This window comes from Lactonifactor longoviformis (assembly GCF_042848515.1).
In the GTDB taxonomy this organism is placed as follows: Bacteria; Bacillota; Clostridia; order Lachnospirales; family Lachnospiraceae; genus Lactonifactor; species Lactonifactor longoviformis.
In genome coordinates this window covers 4,348,015-4,366,539 of record NZ_AP031453.1, presented here as the reverse complement: position 1 = coordinate 4,366,539, position 18,525 = coordinate 4,348,015, and the positions used below count along the sequence as shown (strand labels likewise).

The window sequence follows — 18,525 nt, the reverse complement described above, 5'->3', positions numbered from 1 at the left end:
AGAACAACGAGGGTATGAAGAAAAAAGCATTTAGGGCGGCATTTCCGTATACCATACCAATCTGTGCAGGCTTTATGTTTCTTGGAATCGCATATGGAATCTTTATGCGGAGCAAGGGGTTTGCCTTCTGGTATCCTATGCTGATGAGTGCCACGATCTTTGCGGGCTCCATGGAGTTTGTAGCAGTCAGTCTGCTGCTTTCACCTTTTCAGCCATTTTATGCTTTGCTTCTGGCACTGATGGTGAATGCACGGCATCTGTTTTACGGCATATCCATGCTGGAAAAATACAGGGGGACAGGCAGAAAAAAGTGGTATCTGATCTTTGGCATGTGCGATGAGTCCTTTTCTATTAATTGCACCACAGACCCTCCGGCAGGCATAGATCGGGGATGGTTTATGTTCTTTGTAACTCTCCTGAATCAATGTTACTGGTTTGCAGGCGCAACTGTGGGTGCAGTGCTGGGGGGATTCCTCCACTTTGACACCAAAGGTCTGGACTTTGTGATGACAGCTCTGTTTGTAGTGATCTTCCTGGATCAATGGTTTTCTTCCAGGGATCACTTCCCTGCAGTGATTGGAGTGGGGGCCACAGCCGTCTGTCTGTTTCTGTTTGGACCGGACAATTTTATTCTGCCGTCTATGGCAACAATGCTGGCCATACTGACCATTTTGAGGGGGAGGCTGGAGAAGAAAGAAGGTGACGTATGTCCTTAGCACAGCAGATGATAACCATAGGCATGGTGGTACTGGGAACTATGCTTACCCGCTTTCTGCCTTTTATGATATTTCCGGATAATAAGCCTATACCCAAATACATTCAGTACCTGGGCAAGGTACTGCCCTACAGTGTGATCGGGCTTTTGATTGTGTACTGCCTCAAAGGAGTATCCTGGACTTCCCCTTCCTACGGGCTTCCGGAGATCATTTCTATTGCAGGAGTAGTCTGTGTCCACCGCTGGAAGAAGAATATGCTGCTTTCTATTGCCACAGGCACGGTACTGTATATGATTCTGGTGCAGGCAGTTTTCTGATCCAGAGCCTTGTTGGATGCCAAAAAGGGTTGTATAATGAAGAAAAAGCAGGAAAACAGTGCGGACAAATCTTCAGAAAAGGCAGATGAGTACTATGGAAGAGACAAAAGACAGTACCTTGATACAGCCCGACCTGAGACGGGGACTTACTTCGGAACAGGTGAGGCAGAGAAAAAAAGACGGCCTGCAAAATGAGCAGGAGGATAAGAACAGTAAAAGCATAAAACAGATCGTCAGAGACAATCTCATGACGTTTTTTAACTTGATAAATATTATTCTGGCCGGACTTGTAATCTTCGTGGGTTCTTTTAAGAATCTGCTCTTTATGGGGATTGTAATCTGCAACACCGGCATCGGAATTTTTCAGGAGATACGGGCCAAGAAGACACTGGACAAGCTGTCACTGATTACTGCCACTAAGGTCAAGGCAGTGAGGGACGGAAAGCAAAGAGAGATCCCTGTGGAGGAGGTCGTGCTGGACGACATTATGCTTCTGGGTGCGGGAAATCAGATCTGTGCGGACGCCACAGTGAGAGAGGGCATGCTGGAGGTAAATGAATCCCTCATCAGCGGAGAGTCGGATATCATTGTAAAACGGCAGGGGGACCAGCTCTTTTCCGGAAGTTTCGTGGTGTCCGGACAGGCGATGGTACAGGTAATCCATGTGGGGACAGAGAATTTTTCCTATAAGATCATGTCAGAGGCCAGAGCATTTAAAAAGCATAAGTCAGAGCTTCAGAAGTCCATAGACGTGATTCTAAAGATTATCGGTATTTTGATTATTCCTCTGGGGGTAGGGATGTTCTACAGCCAGTATGCGGTTGCCCACGCCTCCTTTGGGGATGCTGTGGTGAACATGGTAGCCGCAGTTTTGGGCATGATCCCGGAGGGATTGGTACTGCTGACCAGTATCGCCCTGGCCGTAGGCGTTATCCATCTGGGAAAACATAATACTCTGGTACACGAGCTTTTCTGTATAGAAACCCTGGCAAGGGTAGATGTGCTCTGTCTGGATAAGACGGGAACACTCACGGAAGGGCGCATGAAGGTTGAGGATGTGATCCCTCTGGAAGAAGTTCCGGTGGATGAGATTTTGGGAAATATGCTTCACTGTCTGAAGGATAACAATGCCACCTTTATGGCAATGAAGGAATATTTTCCGGATCGTGCGGATTACACTGCCGTGCACACCATACCATTTTCCTCTGCCAGAAAATACAGCGGCGCATCCTTTCAGGGGAAGGGTACCTATCTGATAGGGGCATATGAATTCATGTTCCCCCAGGAGAAGGAAGAAGATTCCCTGAAGTATCAGATTGATCAGCATACCAGGAAGGGCATTCGGGTGCTGGTTCTGGCCCACAGCGAGGAAATTGCGGAGGAGAATGAACTGCCGGAGGATATGATTCCCTGTGCCATTATACTTTTAAGTGATATCATCCGGGAGGATGCGAGAGAAACCTTGAAGTACTTTGCGGACAGGGATGTACGGCTTATGGTGATATCCGGGGACAATCCGGCTACAGTTGCCAATATTGCGAAAAAAGCGGGACTTGCAGATGCAGATTCTTACGTGGATGCAACCACACTGGAGTCCGATGCGGCTCTGGAGGCTGCGGTTGAGAAGTATCACATATTCGGCCGTGTGACACCGGAACAGAAGAAGAAGATTGTGCTGGCCCTGAAAAAACAAAAACACATTGTGGCAATGACCGGCGACGGGGTAAATGATGTTCTGGCGTTAAAAGAGGCAGACTGCAGCATTGCCATGGCGGCAGGAAGCGATGCCGCTAAGAACTGTTCCAATCTGGTACTGCTGGATTCTAATTTTAGTTCAATGCCTTACATTGTAAAAGAGGGGCGCAGAGTTATCAATAATATTCAGAGTGCCGCCTCTTTGTTCCTGGTAAAGACGATCTTTTCCCTGGTACTGTCTATTTTCACTTTGATTTTTGCCTGGCAGTATCCCTTTATTCCCATACAGCTTTCTGTCATCAGTATGTGCGGCGTGGGAATTCCTACCTTTATTCTGGCGCTGGAGCCCAATTTTAACCGGGTGAGAGGAGACTTCCTGAGAAACGTGCTGCAGAATGCTCTCACGGGGGCGCTTACCATTGTGGCAGAGGTGATTCTTATCACAATCCTCTGCGGGTATCTGAAGTCTGGCACGGCTGTGCGATCTACTATGTGTGTGCTGGCCACAGGTGTGGTCAGCCTGTATATGATACGGAAGGTGTATCCCCTGCAGTCGAAGCTTAGAAAGGCTGTCTACTATGCCATGTTTGGCTTGTTCTTCTGCTGCCTGTTTGTGCTCCCGGCACTGTTCAGTGTGGAGAACATACCGTTCCGGGAAATGATTGTTTTGCTTCTCCTCCTTATTTTTACTCCTTACCTCATAGACGGTATTTACGGCGCCATGGAGGGGGTCAAATCCTGGTGGCGGAAGATGAGGGTAAAATGGAAAGAAAGAGAACACTGGAAGCCGGACAGCTAAGGCAGGTCGGTGCTGCTTTACCGGGGGAGCCCTGTACCAGGCTCCCCCGGCGGAATGACAGGATAGAGGATGAAGAAATAGGTATAATTTACGTATTTATTCATATAATAGAAACAGATACAGCAGAATTACCCCTATGCTTGACAAAGAATATAGATAGGACTATAATAGGGGAGTGATAAGAAATTGACGCGGGGTGGAGCAGTCTGGAAGCTCGTCGGGCTCATAACCCGAAGGTCACAGGTTCAAATCCTGTCCCCGCTACTAAAAAGGAAAAGTCAGGACATTGATGTCCTGGCTTTTTTTTAACTCTGCCGGCAGCTGTCCCCATAAAACCAGGTGTACAAATAAGAAATTGTAGCTTATACTATATATTATAAATGAGTTTATACGGACAGTTACACCGATACCTGACACAGGAAGAATTGGGAGGAACGAGATGGCAAAGTACAAGTGCAGACAGTGTGGTTATATTTATGATGAAGAGGAGCAGGGGAAACCGATCCGGGAACTGGATTCCTGTCCCATATGCAGCCAGCCGGCGGGGATCTTTGAAAAGATCGGGGAGGCGGTGCAGGCTGCGCCGATGCCGGGAGCGCAGAGACGGGATCTGGATTACCCGGCCGAATATGCGAGGCTTGATGAGTCCTGCCGCTATATGAAGGAGATTCATGAGATGGCGGTTTCGGGCAAACCAATCATTGAGGCTATGGGGACCAGAATGGATATGCCCGGATGGGATGATATTCTGATACTGGGGGCCCAGCTGAACCCAATGCCGCTGGATGAACATGCAGAGGTGAATACTACCACCGTGATCGGAAAGCATGCAAAAAAGCCTATGGTCATAGAAAATCCGGTATACATATCCCACATGTCCTTTGGCGCCCTTTCCAAAGAGACAAAGGTGGCTTTAGCCAGGGGAAGCGCCATGGCACAAACCGCAATGTGCAGCGGAGAGGGGGGAATACTCCCGGAAGAGATGGCGGCAGCCTACAAATATATTTTTGAATATGTTCCCAATCTCTACAGTGTAAACCCTGAAAATCTAAGAAATGCCGATGCCATAGAAATTAAAATCGGGCAGGGTACCAAGCCGGGAATGGGAGGACATCTCCCGGGGGATAAGGTTACGCCGGAGATTGCCAGGATCCGAAATAAGCCCCTGGGAAAGGACGTGATAAGTCCCTCCAGATTCCCTATGATACAGTCCAGGGAAGATTTGAAGGATCTGGTAGATCAGCTCCGGATGGCTTCTGAGGGGAGACCTGTGGGAATTAAAATCGCTGCGGGACGGATTGAGAGGGATCTGGAATTCTGCGTCTATGCCGGACCTGACTTTATAACCATCGACGGAAGGGGCGGGGCTACAGGCGCCAGCCCAAAACTGGTCAGGGATTCGACCAGTGTTCCCACGGTTTATGCTCTGTACAGGGCCAAAAAGTATCTGCAGGAAGCAGGAGCCGGCATTGATCTGGTTATTACCGGAGGGCTGAGGGTATCGTCCGACTTTGCGAAGGCCATAGCCATGGGAGCGGACGCGGTGGCAGTGGCCTCTGCGGGGTTAATTGCCGCGGCCTGTCAGCAGTACCGCATCTGCGGCACAGGGAAATGCCCGGTTGGAGTGGCAACCCAGGATCCTGCACTGAGGGCCAGATTCCAGGAAGATGCAGCTGCGGCCCGGGTGGCTAATTTCCTGAACTGCACCCGTGAGGAACTGAAGACATTTGCCAGGATCACGGGACATGAGGACATTCATGAACTGGATACGGAGGATTTGTGTACCATCAGCAGAGAAATATCTGAGTATACGAATATCAGACATGCATAAAAAAGATTCAGGGGCGGCAGATACTCGGCCGCCCCGTCAGTTAGTGAGGAGTTAAGCGAATGGCAGAGATTAAAACAATAGGAATTATCGGGCAGGGGGCTTTGGGGGTCATGTATGGTCAGCAGCTCACCCGGCACTTGGGAAAAGAGCGTGTGTTTTTCATCGCAGATCCCCGGAGAATTGAAAAATACCAGAGGGAGGGGATCTACTGCAACGGAGAGAAGACAGAGTTTCAATATCTGACGCCGGATACGAAAGGGGTACAGGCTGACCTGCTTATCTTCGCGGTAAAATATACGGCCATTGAGGAAGCCCTGGACGATACCGCAAACTTTGTAGGGGATTCCACTATTCTGTTATCTCTGCTCAACGGCATCGCAAGTGAGGAGCAGATTGGAACCAGGTACGGGGAGGATAAGATACTGTACTGTGTGGCCCAGGAGATGGATGCCCTGAAAGAGGGAAACCAGTTCAGCCATACCAATATGGGGACATTGGTCATAGGAAACCGGGATAACAAGAGGGATGAGAGGCTTTCTTCCGTAGAGAATATACTCAGAGAAGCGGAGATTCCGTATCTGATTCCGGAGGACATTATGCACTGCCTGTGGAGCAAGCTTATGTTTAATACGGGGGTCAATCAGACGGCGGCGGTATATGCCTGCAATTACCGGCAGATGCAGGAGGAGGGGCAGATCCGTGACACCGCTCTGTCTGCTATGGAAGAGGCAAGGCGCATCGCAGAAGCGGAGGGAGCAGTGATTACAGACCGGGAGTTTGCAGAGTGGATGCAGATCCTTGGAAGGCTGAATCCGGAAGGCATGCCGTCCATGCGGCAGGACACCAAGGCTAAGCGCAAAACAGAGGTGGAGCTTTTTTCGGGAACCCTCAGGAAGCTGGGAAAAAAACATCAGATACCCACACCGGTCAATAACTGGCTGTATGAGAAAATACAGGACATAGAGCATGCCAGAGAGATGGGCGGAGGAGACTAAAAACCATGAGGATGAAACTGGAAGAGGGACGTCCCCTTTATGTGCAGGGGCGCCCTGAGAAAGAGATACGGACGTATAAGCTCCTGGAAGAACTCCAGATTCCTTTTCAGAGGCTCGATCATGAGCCGATGTACACCATAGATGCCTGCAGGGAAGTAGACCGGCTTCTCGGAACAGAGATATGTAAGAATCTGTTCCTGTGCAATTCCAAAAGGACAGAATATTATCTTTTGCTGCTTCCGGGGAGAAAGAAACTTATAACCAAAGAAGTATCAGGGAAGCTTGGCACAACAAGACTTTCCTTTGCCGGGGAAGCAGAGATGGCTGACTATCTGGATCTGACTCCAGGTTCAGTTAGTGTTATGGGACTTATGAACGATACCGGGTGCAGGGTACAGCTGGTAATTGACCGGGAGGTTAAAGAACAGGCATCATTTGCCTGCCATCCCTGTATCAATACCTCAAGTATTCTGATGTCTACAGAGGATCTCCTGGAGAAATTCCTTCCCGCAGTGCATCATGTGCCCATATTTCTGGATCTATAGCGGATGCAGCCGGGAACCAAAAAAACATGTAAAATAATAGACAAGAAAAAGCGGGTGTCACTGGTAAAACTTGACAAAAATAGTAGAAATGTCATATTTTGTAGAAACTTAATAGATTTGTAATTGAATCTTTTCCTAAAACCTTGTATCATAAGAGAGTAAATAAGGGACTGAAGAAAAGAGAAGAGGTAACAATGAACATAGATGAGAGAAACTTGGATCCGGAAGAAATAGAATATCAGCGAAGACGGACAGAGAGGATGAGAAAACGGAGAGAGGCCCTGAGGCGGCAGCTGTTTATCAGAAAGTGTATGCGCCTGGGTGTGATAGCCTTTCTTCTTGTATTGATCGCAGGTGTGGGAGGTTATAAGCTTATAAGCTTTATCGGCGGCAAGACCAAGTCCGGGAATGCGGGGGTTGTAGATGTACAGGCCAAAACCCCGGACGATCCCAGTGAGGCGGCCCGACAGCCGATCCGGGATGCCGATAATATGGAAAAGCTGGCAGCACCGTCCACCGGATGGCAGACCGATGACAGGGGAACCTGGTATCAGAATGCGGATGGCTCTTTCTATGTAAGCGGATGGAAGGAGATAGACGGCAACCAATATTATTTTGATGACAGCGGATACATAATCAAGGATGACTGGCTGGAAAAGGACGGGGAAGATTTTTATTTCAATGCAGACGGCCAGTATGATGCCGCTGTTAAAAAGCCCATGGTAGCTCTTACCTTTGATGACGGACCGGGAAAATATACGGACAGGCTTCTGGATGTGCTGGAGGCCAATAACTCGAAGGCTACATTCTTCCTCCTGGGCCAGAATGCAGAGAAGTTTCCGGAACAGGTAAAGCGGGAAAAGGACCTTGGGATGGAGATCGGCAACCATACGTATGACCACCAGATTCTGACGAAGATAGATATCGGGAATGTAAGCAGTGAAGTGTCACAGACAAACGAAGCGATCAAGAATATTATCGGGGAACCGGCAACTGTAATGCGTACGCCTGGAGGAGCCCAGAATGCTGATGTTTTAGCTCAGATTGGGATGCCGGTTGTTCTGTGGAGTATTGATACAAAGGACTGGAAGACAAAGGACGTACAGAATACCATAGACGTTACGCTGAATAATGTGCAGGATGGTTCTGTTGTGCTGATGCATGATATCCATGAGTTTACGGTTGAGGCAGCGGAGCAGATAATACCTGCATTGGTAGAAAAAGGGTATAAGCTGGTTACTGTGAGTGAGCTGGCAAAAGCCAAGGGAATTACCTTGGAAAACGGCAAGTCGTATTCCTACTTCGGAGAAGGGGAGCAGACGGTAGAATAATAGAAATAATTACATAAACAAAGGAACCGCCCGGCAGTTACTACTGCCGGGCGGTTCTATGCTTAAGTCTTATTTTCCGTAGTATGCTTTCAGATAAATCTCTTTAATCTCGGACATTAACGGATATCTCGGGTTTGCTCCGGTACACTGATCATCAAAGGCCTGTTCCACCATTCTGTCCAGGGTATCCAGGAAATATTTCTCGTCAACTCCGTAATCCTTGATGGTTTTCTTAATGCCTATCTTTTCTTTCAGCTCTTCCAGGGCGGCGATTAATTTGTCAAAGGTATCCTGATCGTCTTTGCCCACAATTCCTGCAAAACGGGCTGCTTCCGCGTATCGCTCCAGTGCGTGCGGATACTGGTACTGAGAGAATGTACCCATCTTGGTAGGAGCGGCTGCCGCATTGAACTTCATAACCTCTGTAAGGATAATAGCATTGGCCACACCGTGAGGCAGGTGATGGAAAGCACCTAATTTATGAGCCAGGGAGTGGTTGATTCCAAGGAAGGCATTGGCAAAAGCCATACCGGCCAGACATGCCGCATCTGCCATCTTAACTCTGGCTTCCACATCTGCAGCTCCATACTCAAAGGCTCTCGGCAGATATGTAAATACATTTTTGATAGCCTTCAGGGCAAGACCGTCTGTATAGTCGGTAGCCATAATGGAAACATAGGCTTCAAGGGCGTGTGTCATAACATCTATACCGGATGCTGCGGTCAGGCCTTTCGGCTGATTCATCATATTATCCGCATCGATGATTGCCATATTAGGCATTAATTCGTAATCTGCAAGAGGATATTTGGTTCCTGTCTTTTCATCAGTGATAATGGCAAAAGGAGTCACCTCTGAGCCTGTTCCGGAGGAAGTAGGAATCGCGATAAAGAATGCTTTCTCGCCCATCTTCGGGAAGGTATAAACTCTCTTGCGGATATCCATGAAGTCCATTGCCATCTTCATAAAGTCTGCATCCGGATGCTCATACATCACCCACATAATCTTGCCGGCGTCCATGGCGGAACCGCCGCCCAGGGCAATAATGCAGTCCGGCTCAAACTGTCTCATAGCCTCAGCACCCTTTGTAGCGCAGCCAAGAGTAGGATCCGGGGCTACTTCATAGAAACAGGTATGCTGAATTCCCATCTGGTCTAATTTATCCTCGATAGGCTTAGTATATCCGTTTTTGTAAAGGAAGGTGTCGGTTACAATAAAGCATTTCTTTTTGCCGTACACTGCTCTCAGCTCATCCAGAGCTACGGGCATACATCCTTTCTTAAAGTAAACCTTATCAGGCGTTCTGAACCAAAGCATATTTTCTCTCCTCTCTGCAACGGTCTTGATGTTAATCAGGTGCTTCACTCCGACGTTTTCAGAAACAGAGTTGCCGCCCCAGGAACCGCAGCCCAGTGTGAGAGATGGCTCCAGCTTAAAGTTATAAAGATCACCGATTCCGCCGTGGGAGGAAGGTGTATTTACCAGGATACGGCAGGTTTTCATGGCAGCCGCATGTTTAGCCATCTTTTCGGTCTCCGCCGGGTTTACATACAGAGAGGATGTATGGCCGTAACCTCCGTCCGCTACTAATTTTGCTGCCTTGTCAAGCGCTTCGTCAAAAGATTTGGCTTTGTACATAGCAAGCACCGGTGATAATTTTTCATGGGCAAATGGCTCGGAGATATCAACAGAATCCACCTCACCGATTAATATCTTAGTCTCAGGGGGAACCTTAACTCCGGCCATCTCAGCAATGGTTGCGGCTTTCTGGCCAACAATCTTAGCATTCACTGTACCGGATGGAGCCAGGATAATACTGCGTACTTTGTCCAGCTCATCCTTTTTCAGGAAGTAGCAGCCTCTGTATGCGAATTCTTTTTTTACCTCCTCATAGATACCGGCCAGGACAGTAACAGACTGTTCCGAAGCACAGATCATACCGTTATCAAAGGTCTTTGAGTGGATGACAGAATATACAGCCATCTTAATATCGGCAGAGTCGTCAATAATGACGGGGGTATTTCCAGGGCCTACACCGATGGCAGGTTTGCCTGAGGAATATGCGGATTTGACCATGCCGGGGCCTCCGGTAGCCAGGATACAGTCAGCTTCCTGCATTACCTGATTTGTAAGCTCCAGAGAAGGCACGTCGATCCAGCCGATAATACCTTCCGGTGCCCCTGCTTTTACAGCTGCTTCCAGTACAACCCTGGCTGCTTCAATGGTACAAGCCTTGGCCCGGGGATGAGGACTGATGATAATAGCATTTCTTGTTTTCAGACAGATAAGAGTCTTAAAAATGGCAGTAGAGGTAGGGTTGGTGGTTGGGATAACCGCGGCGACCAGTCCCAGCGGTTCTGCGATCTTTTTGATTCCGTATGCCGGGTCTTCATCAATAACCCCGCAGGTTTTTGTGTTTTTATAGGCATTGTACATATATTCAGCGGCATAATGGTTTTTGATAACTTTGTCCTCTACCACACCCATACCTGTCTCTTCCACAGCCATTTTAGCTAATGGGATACGCTGCTGATTGGCGGCGATAGAGGCAGCCAGGAAAATATTGTCTACCTGTTCCTGAGTAAAAGTCGCGAAAACCTTCTGAGCCTCTCTCATTGCGGCTAATTTAGCTGCCAGTGTCTCCGGGCTGTCCACGATAGCTGGAACCTTTGTTTCTTTTTTTGCCATAAGTTAATCCTCCTTAAATTGAATAGAAAATGGTAAAAAAGCTTCTTATGATTGATAATATTTTAACAAATGTTAAAAGGATTATACCGCATTGTTAAAATATAGTCAATACATTTTTTGGGAAAAAATTCTTCAGAAACAGGCTTTTTTGAACTTTTGTTGAATTGAATTTTCATAGGTTGAGTATAACATAGAATTGACCTGAAAGGAAGAAAAGTTAAATAATAAACGAGAAAAAGGAATACAATTACTAGAAAATGCAAAGTGATAATTAAAAATTTAAGAAATCTTTATGAAAAATTAACGCAAAATAAGCGCTGTATGGGCAAATGAATTGCCAAAACAGCGCTTATAATCAAAAAATATTCGATGCCTCTCAGGTCTGTGTCAGAAGGCATGACTTTAATCTGAAAATTGTACGTGCTGGAAAATCCTGTAAAATATAAACAAAAAATTAACGATTTTCTCTCTTCCTCATGCGGGAATCCAGTATCTTTTTCCGAATCCTGAGACTGGCGGGAGTTATCTCCAAAAGCTCATCACTGTCTATGAATTCCAGGGCCTGCTCCAGACTAAGAACCCTCGGCGGAGTCAGCTTTAAAGCCTCATCTGCGGAAGAGGAGCGGGTATTGGTGAGATGCTTTGTCTTGCATACGTTCAGCTCAATATCCTCTGCTTTGCCGTTCTGGCCGATGACCATGCCGGCATATACTTTCTCGCCCGGTCCGATAAACAAGGTTCCCCTGTCCTGAGCGGAGAAGAGGCCGTAAGTTACGGCATCCCCTGATTCAAAAGCAATGAGAGAGCCCTGCTTTCTGTACTGGATATCACCCTTGTAAGGCCCGTATCCGTCAAACGCAGTGTTGATGATTCCATTCCCTTTTGTGGCAGTCATAAACTCGCCCCGGAATCCAATCAGACCTCTGGAAGGAATGTGGAATTCCAAGCGGGTGGAACCATCGCTGGCTAGACTCATACCCTGCAGTTCTCCCTTCCGTTCACTGAGTTTCTGGATTACCGTTCCGGAAAACTCTTCAGGCACGTCAATATAAGCGATTTCCATGGGCTCCTGAAGCTTGCCCCGTTCGTCAGTATGGTAAAGGACCTCAGCTTTGCTCACTGCAAACTCGTATCCCTCCCGGCGCATATTTTCGATCAGAACGGAAAGATGCAGTTCCCCTCTTCCGGACACTTTAAAACATTCGGTAGTATCTGTATCCTCCACCCGAAGGCTTACGTCGGTATTCAGTTCCCGGAAAAGCCGCTCCCGCAGATGCCGGGAGGTTACATACTTGCCTTCCTGTCCGGCCAGGGGGCTGTCATTTACCATAAAATGCATGGCAATGGTAGGCTCGGAAATCTTCTGAAAAGGAATGGGATCGGGGTTGTCAGGAGAGCAGAGGGTATCCCCGATATGAATATCAGAGATTCCGGATATTGCCACGATAGATCCCACAGAGGCAGAAGAAACCTCTGTCTTGCTTAGCCCGTCGAACTCGTACAGCTTGCTGATCTTGACCTTTTTCTTTTTGTCCGGGTCGTGGTGGTTTACGATAACTACTTCCTGATTTACTGAGATGATTCCGTTGTCGACCTTTCCCACGCCGATACGGCCAACGTATTCATTATAATCGATGGTGCTGATTAACACCTGTGTCCCTGCATCCGGGTCTCCCTCGGGAGCGGGAATATATTTCAGGATAGTCTCAAAGAGCGGCTCCATGTTGTGAGGCGCGTCATTGAGATCCAGGACTGCATGCCCTCTTTTGGCAGAAGCATACAGGAAGGGACAATCCAGCTGCTCATCCGAGGCATCCAGGTCCATGAGAAGTTCAAGCACTTCATCGATTACTTCGTCAGGACGTGCTTCCGGCCGATCGATTTTATTAATACATACAATTACATGGAGATCCAGTTCCAGCGCTTTTTTCAAAACAAATTTGGTCTGGGGCATGGCGCCTTCAAAAGCATCAACCACCAGAATTACGCCGTTCACCATTTTCAGCACACGCTCAACCTCGCCGCCGAAGTCCGCGTGCCCGGGGGTATCTATAATATTAATTTTTGTGTCCTTATAATAAACAGCAGTATTTTTGGACAGAATGGTGATTCCACGTTCTCTTTCTATATCATTGGAGTCCATGACCCTTTCCTGTACTTCCTGATTTTCACGAAAAACACCGCTTTGCTTCAGCAGTTCATCAACCAGAGTGGTCTTTCCGTGATCTACGTGTGCAATAATAGCCACGTTCCTAACATCTTCTCTTTTTATTTTCATTGTTACATCCTCTCTTCTATAGTAAGAAGTATAGCCAACTAATAGATTCTTAACTTATAAATTTTAGCATACTACACCGTCACATTCAAGAGGTCAAAAATTTTTCATTTTTTTAGTTCTAAAATGTTCTGCCTGAGAATAAATATGATATAGACAAAATACCACAAAGAGGAAGGGGAACTATCATTCATGGCAGATAAGATTATTGAAAACAACCAAGTATCCATTATGGGGAGAATCGCATCGGGATTCACATTTAGTCACCAGGTATTCGGAGAGGGCTTTTATACGCTGGATCTTATGGTGAAAAGGTTAAGTGACTCAGAAGACCGCATTCCGCTGATGATATCGGAGCGTCTTATTGATGTGACACAGGACTATGAGGGGGAATACATCCAGGTGCACGGACAATTCCGCTCTTACAACCGCCACGAGGAGAAAAAGAACCGCCTTGTGCTGTCCGTATTTGTACGGGAATTAAGTTTTGTGGAGGAGGAGGACGACTCCATAAAGACCAACCAGATTTTTCTGGATGGCTACATCTGTAAGCCGCCGGTATACCGCAAGACTCCGCTGGGGCGTGAGATTGCTGACCTGCTTCTGGCAGTAAACCGGCCCTATGGCAAATCAGATTACATACCCTGTATCTGTTGGGGAAGGAATGCCAGGTATGCCTCGGCATTTACAGTCGGCGGTCATGTGCTTGTATGGGGCCGCATTCAAAGCAGAGAGTATATCAAAAAGATTGGAGAGAGTGAGACAGAAAAAAGAATCGCCTACGAAGTATCCGTAAGCAAGCTGGAATATATGGAATAAAGCCGATTTATTGTTGGCAAATCTTGCAATCTTCTACCAGGTGTAGTAATATATACACGTTATCTGATGAAAGCTGGCAGATATTATCATATAGAAGAGACTCTTTGGCCGGCTGCGGGATTTCAAACAGACGTGTAGGGACAGGTCTGGAAGAGGTAAAAATATGGAAAAAGGTTTAGTCGAGGTATACTGTGGGCTGGGAATGGGCAAGACGCCGGTTGCGATTGGCCAGGCTATCAGGGCTGTAGGTCAGGGCAAATCAGTGATTCTCATACAATTTCTTAAGGGAAGAGCGATGGATGAACTGAATTTTATGGAACGCCTTGAGCCAGAGATAAAAGTATTCCGTTTTGAGAAGAATGAAAAGTATTATCAGGAACTGACGGAGGAAGAAAAGCAGGAGGAGGACTGGAATATCAAGAATGGTCTGAATTTTGCGCGGAAGGTTCTGGTAACCGAAGAGTGTGACTTATTAATTCTGGACGAGATTCTGGGAGTAGTGGAACATGGTATCATAACGGGGGAGGAATTGAAGACTCTCATAGAATGCAAGGACAAACACACAGGTCTGATTCTTACCGGATATCATATGTGTGAGGAAATCAGGGATTGTGTGGATACGATAACAACATTTGAAAGCATAGAAAATGAGAAAAAAAAGCAGGAAGACGATAATAAATAGAGACGCAAGCCGGATAATGTGGGCCTCAGTACCGAAAGGTGCTGAGGTCCATTTCCCGTTTTGGGGGGATTTGGGAGAATATTCCAGTAAAATATACAGAATAGAATGGATATGGGTAACCAGGAAGTATTCTTAAAACGAATAAATAGATACCAAAATTGGAATTGTTAATTTTCAGAACGTTTGTTAGTATTTGACTATAAAATACAACAAAATACAAAATGAAGAGAGAAAATTGTGCATTACGATGAAAGAATCAGTACTACTATGCGCGGGACCATGAAAAAATGATGAAATTTCATCGAAGAAAGGAGAAGTACTTATGAAAAGAAAAAAACTGGTAGCACTCTTACTGGCAGCCGCTATGGCTGTTTCCATGCTTGGAGGATGCGGTTCGGATGACGGAAAGAGCGAAGACGCCTCCAATGCTGCGGAGACCGGGGAGACAGAGCCTGACAAAGAAGAGGCGAAAGATGAGTCCGGTGAGGAAAGCGCTGATTCGGGAAGCGGCTGGAAGTCTGACCCTGACCATGAGCCGTACGAGATTGAGATCTATACTAACGCTCAGGGCGGAGCAACCTATGTTCTCGGTGTTGCTTTTGCGGATTTAATTAACAAATACAGCTCCTGGCTGAAAGCCACAGCTATGGAATCTCCGGGACCTGACCAGACAGCTTCCATGGTATTAGCAGATGATAACTATAAAGAACACGTTATGGGATATATGATTGGCGTGGATGCAATCCTGGGAGAAGATCCCTTTACAGAGCCTAATTATGACCTTCGCTGTCTGATTGGATATGGACTGGTATCCAACGTTTTCCTTACCCTGGATGAGAATATAAAGACACTTCAGGATCTGGACGGCAAGACAGTTGCGCTCAGAACAAAACCCAATGTTCCGGCTGTTGATATTCCCACAAAGATGTTTGAGATTCTGGGGATTGAACCCAAATATGAATATCTTTCCTTTGCAGATTCCGCCACTGCTCTTGCAGACGGCAAGGTAGATGCTATATTATCCGGCGGCATGGCACTCAATGCGGAGGCTACAGAGTGGACGCAGATGGCAGCTTTGGCAGAGGTATATGCCCGCAATGATGTTTATTATGTATCTCTGGATGAAAAGGCACTGTTTGAAGCAAAAGATGCACTGAATCATTCCCTCCTTCCCGGTGTTATGACTCTGGAGCCAGGGCAGTACGACGCCAAATTTAATGATGAGGTTACTATTATGGCGGATTACCTGTGCTGGTATGTCCACAAGGATTTCCCGGAGGATGTGCAGGAAGAGCTTTTGAATATCTACTATGAACACTGCGATGAATTTGCAGAATATAAGGATGAGGGTAAATATTGTACAAAAGAAAATATGGGCAAGATTGATACCCCGGAACTGATCTCCGATGTGGCAAAGAAATTCTATGAAGAGAAGGGCATTGAAGTAAATTACAGAGAAACTCCTTATGAGACCTATGTTCCGAAATAGAGAATGGGCAGAGACTGAAGCAAAGCAGATGATGCGAAAGTACTGATTAACTGAACACGGTATACTCATTTTGTATTGAACTATTTTAAACGGTTGTTATGTATATTGGATGGCTGCGGATGGTATCTTTTTGTATCCTGTCCCGGCAGAGAGGCATTCGCAGCATCCCTGAAAGATTATTAAGAGTGAAAATAATACCATATTGATAAGAATAAATGAAACAGCCATAAGTACTCAAAGGAGGTGTACAGATGGGATTTGGCAAGAAAAAGAAAGATAAGGCAGAACAGGCCATAGAGCAGGCGGTTGAAGTGAAAGCTTACGGGGGTGTCCTGCCGGAAAAAGTCTATGATTATCTGCTGGTTGTGTTCTGTCTGGCTATGTGCATCATGCATATGATCTGTGCTAAGAAATCGTTTCTGCAGCAGGAAGTATATCTGACGATGCATATGTTTTTTTCGTTTATAATTTTGTTTCTGTCCACAGCAAAAAAGAGCGAGAGCAAAATACATAATGCGTTCTTATTTTTATCAGTGGCTCTCACATTTGCGTTTACCATCTATGTCTGCTGTAATCTGGAGGCTCTGAGAGTCCGCCAGTGGGTCAGCACAAACCTGGATATTGTAGTGGGATGTACCATGATTGTCCTGGCACTCTATGCATGCTGGCTGGGGTTTGGAAAATTTATCCCCATTCTTGTAATTATTGTCTGCATCTATCCGTTTTTCGGAAAGATGATGCCCGGCCCCTTTCACACAAGTGCCCTTCCCTTCAGCAGGACAATCTCCAACCTGTCTATAGGACTGACCACAGGGCTGTACGACAGTACGCTGACCATATCGGCGAATTATACCTTTTTATTCTGTGTCTTCGGGGGTGTAATGTCAGCCACAGGAGTGCAGAAGTTTTTCGGAGAGTTTGGAAAATGGACTGTGGGACGCTTCCGCTCCGGAAGCGCTCAGATTAGCGTTGTGAATACGGCAATGGTTGGCATGGTATGCGGAAATGCCATTGCAAATGTAACTATGACCGGACCTTACTGCATCGATAACATGAAAAAGAACGGGTACAATCCTACGACTGCTACAGCCATTTCCTGTGTGGGGTCTAACGGAGGACAGATCCTTCCGCCGGTTATGGGAATTGTAGCTTTTTCTATGGCTGGATATGCCGGAATCCCCTATTGGACCATATGTAAAATGGCTATTGTTTCGGCTATTCTTTATTACCTGTCCCTGTCTCTGTATGCCCATCTTCATGCTTTGAAGACCCCGGAGCTCAGAACAAGGATTGTGGAAAAACCGGTGGTGGACTGGGACGTAATGAAGTGGAAAGGCCCGGCATTTGTAGTACCTTTTATCATTATTATCACTTTGCTGATCCAGGGGAAATCTGTTATGATCTGCGGCTTTTGGGCTATTATCTCTGTTATTGTCATGAGCTATCTGGCGCCAAAGAGGCACAGACCAAAGGTTCGTGCGCTGATAGACGGATTTGTGGAAGGAGCAAAGCAGGGGGCGCAGATGGGTGCCTGCTGTGCGGTTATCGGTATGCTTGTGTGTACCTTCACCACCAGCGGAATGGGCGTAAAGCTTACTTCAGGTATTGAGAGCTGGAGCCATGGATCTTTATTCCTGGCCCTTCTGATTCTCTATATCGCCAGTATTATAGCAGGTATGGCAGGCGTGTCTGTGGCAGCGTACTTTACCGCGGCAGCATTTGCGGTCCCCGCGCTGCAGAAGCTTGGGATTGCCTATGCCACGGCCCACTTCTTCTGTGTCTATCCGGCTTCCTACTCAACGATTACACCGCCGGTAGCCCTAACCACTCTGGTGGGCACACAGATATCCGGAACACCATATGGCAAGACTGCAATAGAGTGCTGTAAGATCTGCGGCGTTTCCTTCCTGGCTCCGTTTTTATTTGTCTATGCACCGGTTCTGCTTCTGGAGGGAAGTCTGACGGATCCCACCTCATATATTCAGCTCCTGTCGGTCATTGTGCTTACCGTAGCGGCGCAGTTCTGCTGGGTGAACTATTTCTGTACGGATCTTACGCTGCTGGAGCGGGCAATGTTTTTCCTCAGCTTCCTGGCATTAATTCTCTATATCTTTATGAGCATGAATATATTGTGCATCATTGGCCTGGCGCTCTTTGCAGCTGCCACGGTGTCTCACGTAGCAAAATGGAAAAAGAATAAAAAGAAATTAGTTACATCTGCTGCTGTCTGAGCAATGGAGACTATATAATCCTGGATTATTCATGTTGATTTGTAAGTCAATTTTACAAGAGTAATTCAGGATTATTAGGTTTCTATGCTGTGTTTCTATGAAAAGAGGTGAAAGA

14 protein-coding genes and 1 tRNA gene are annotated in these 18,525 nt (G+C 46.8%); 13 read left to right on the top strand and 2 right to left on the bottom strand.

Features of this window, described 5'->3' with window-relative positions:
• Window positions 1-14: 14 nt before the first annotated feature.
• From ACGHCT_RS19885 to ACGHCT_RS19845, 9 genes are all read left to right on the top strand, one after another.
• Complete coding sequence (locus tag ACGHCT_RS19885; protein WP_390437307.1) at window positions 15-716, top strand: AzlC family ABC transporter permease; 702 nt, start codon at window positions 15-17, stop codon at window positions 714-716.
• Window positions 707-1,033 (top strand): branched-chain amino acid transporter permease, encoded by a 327-nt coding sequence (locus ACGHCT_RS19880; RefSeq protein WP_072854467.1) that lies wholly within the window; start codon window positions 707-709, stop codon window positions 1,031-1,033. The genes ACGHCT_RS19885 and ACGHCT_RS19880 overlap by 10 nt, the downstream gene beginning before the upstream one ends.
• Before the next feature lie 94 nt (window positions 1,034-1,127).
• Entirely contained in the window at window positions 1,128-3,527 is a 2,400-nt protein-coding gene (locus tag ACGHCT_RS19875; RefSeq protein ID WP_390437306.1) for a cation-translocating P-type ATPase, read from the top strand.
• Entirely contained in the window at window positions 3,491-3,706 is a 216-nt protein-coding gene (locus ACGHCT_RS19870; RefSeq protein WP_072854468.1) for a hypothetical protein, read from the top strand. Before ACGHCT_RS19875 ends, ACGHCT_RS19870 begins: the two co-directional genes overlap by 37 nt.
• An 11-nt stretch (window positions 3,707-3,717) precedes the next feature.
• Window positions 3,718-3,791 (top strand) — tRNA-Met (locus tag ACGHCT_RS19865).
• 175 nt (window positions 3,792-3,966) lie between these two features.
• Complete coding sequence (locus ACGHCT_RS19860) at window positions 3,967-5,358, top strand: glutamate synthase-related protein (protein WP_390437305.1); 1,392 nt, start codon at window positions 3,967-3,969, stop codon at window positions 5,356-5,358.
• Between the two features lie 59 nt (window positions 5,359-5,417).
• Window positions 5,418-6,353 carry a ketopantoate reductase family protein gene (locus ACGHCT_RS19855; RefSeq protein ID WP_390437304.1) on the top strand — a complete coding sequence of 312 codons (936 nt, stop codon included), beginning with the start codon at window positions 5,418-5,420 and terminating at the stop codon, window positions 6,351-6,353.
• A gap of 5 nt (window positions 6,354-6,358) precedes the next feature.
• Window positions 6,359-6,898, top strand: coding sequence for a prolyl-tRNA synthetase associated domain-containing protein (locus tag ACGHCT_RS19850; RefSeq protein WP_390437303.1), 540 nt, complete (start codon window positions 6,359-6,361; stop codon window positions 6,896-6,898).
• A 194-nt stretch (window positions 6,899-7,092) separates the two neighbouring features.
• Complete coding sequence (locus ACGHCT_RS19845) at window positions 7,093-8,229, top strand: polysaccharide deacetylase family protein (RefSeq protein WP_390437302.1); 1,137 nt, start codon at window positions 7,093-7,095, stop codon at window positions 8,227-8,229.
• 69 nt (window positions 8,230-8,298) lie between these two features.
• On the opposite strand, the gene adhE is transcribed toward ACGHCT_RS19845, so the two are convergent.
• Together adhE and typA are read right to left on the bottom strand one after the other, a co-directional pair.
• On the bottom strand, window positions 8,299-10,914 hold the full coding sequence (adhE, locus tag ACGHCT_RS19840) for a bifunctional acetaldehyde-CoA/alcohol dehydrogenase (RefSeq protein WP_390437301.1): 2,616 nt from the start codon (window positions 10,912-10,914) through the stop codon (window positions 8,299-8,301).
• A 454-nt stretch (window positions 10,915-11,368) separates the two neighbouring features.
• The gene (gene typA, locus ACGHCT_RS19835; protein WP_072853467.1) at window positions 11,369-13,192 is read right to left on the bottom strand and encodes a translational GTPase TypA; all 1,824 of its coding nucleotides are present in this window, start codon (window positions 13,190-13,192) and stop codon (window positions 11,369-11,371) included.
• Between the two features lie 189 nt (window positions 13,193-13,381).
• On the opposite strand from typA, the gene ACGHCT_RS19830 reads away from it, so the two are divergent.
• From ACGHCT_RS19830 to ACGHCT_RS19815, 4 genes are all read left to right on the top strand, one after another.
• Entirely contained in the window at window positions 13,382-14,008 is a 627-nt protein-coding gene (locus ACGHCT_RS19830; RefSeq protein WP_072853466.1) for a single-stranded DNA-binding protein, read from the top strand.
• 163 nt (window positions 14,009-14,171) lie between these two features.
• On the top strand, window positions 14,172-14,690 hold the full coding sequence (locus tag ACGHCT_RS19825) for a cob(I)yrinic acid a,c-diamide adenosyltransferase (RefSeq protein WP_390437300.1): 519 nt from the start codon (window positions 14,172-14,174) through the stop codon (window positions 14,688-14,690).
• 322 nt (window positions 14,691-15,012) lie between these two features.
• The gene (locus tag ACGHCT_RS19820) at window positions 15,013-16,179 is read left to right on the top strand and encodes a TAXI family TRAP transporter solute-binding subunit (RefSeq protein WP_390437299.1); all 1,167 of its coding nucleotides are present in this window, start codon (window positions 15,013-15,015) and stop codon (window positions 16,177-16,179) included.
• Between the two features lie 251 nt (window positions 16,180-16,430).
• A complete protein-coding gene (locus tag ACGHCT_RS19815; protein ID WP_072853459.1) occupies window positions 16,431-18,410 on the top strand; it encodes a TRAP transporter fused permease subunit in 1,980 nt (659 codons plus the stop codon).
• The last annotated feature ends 115 nt before the right edge of the window (window positions 18,411-18,525 follow it).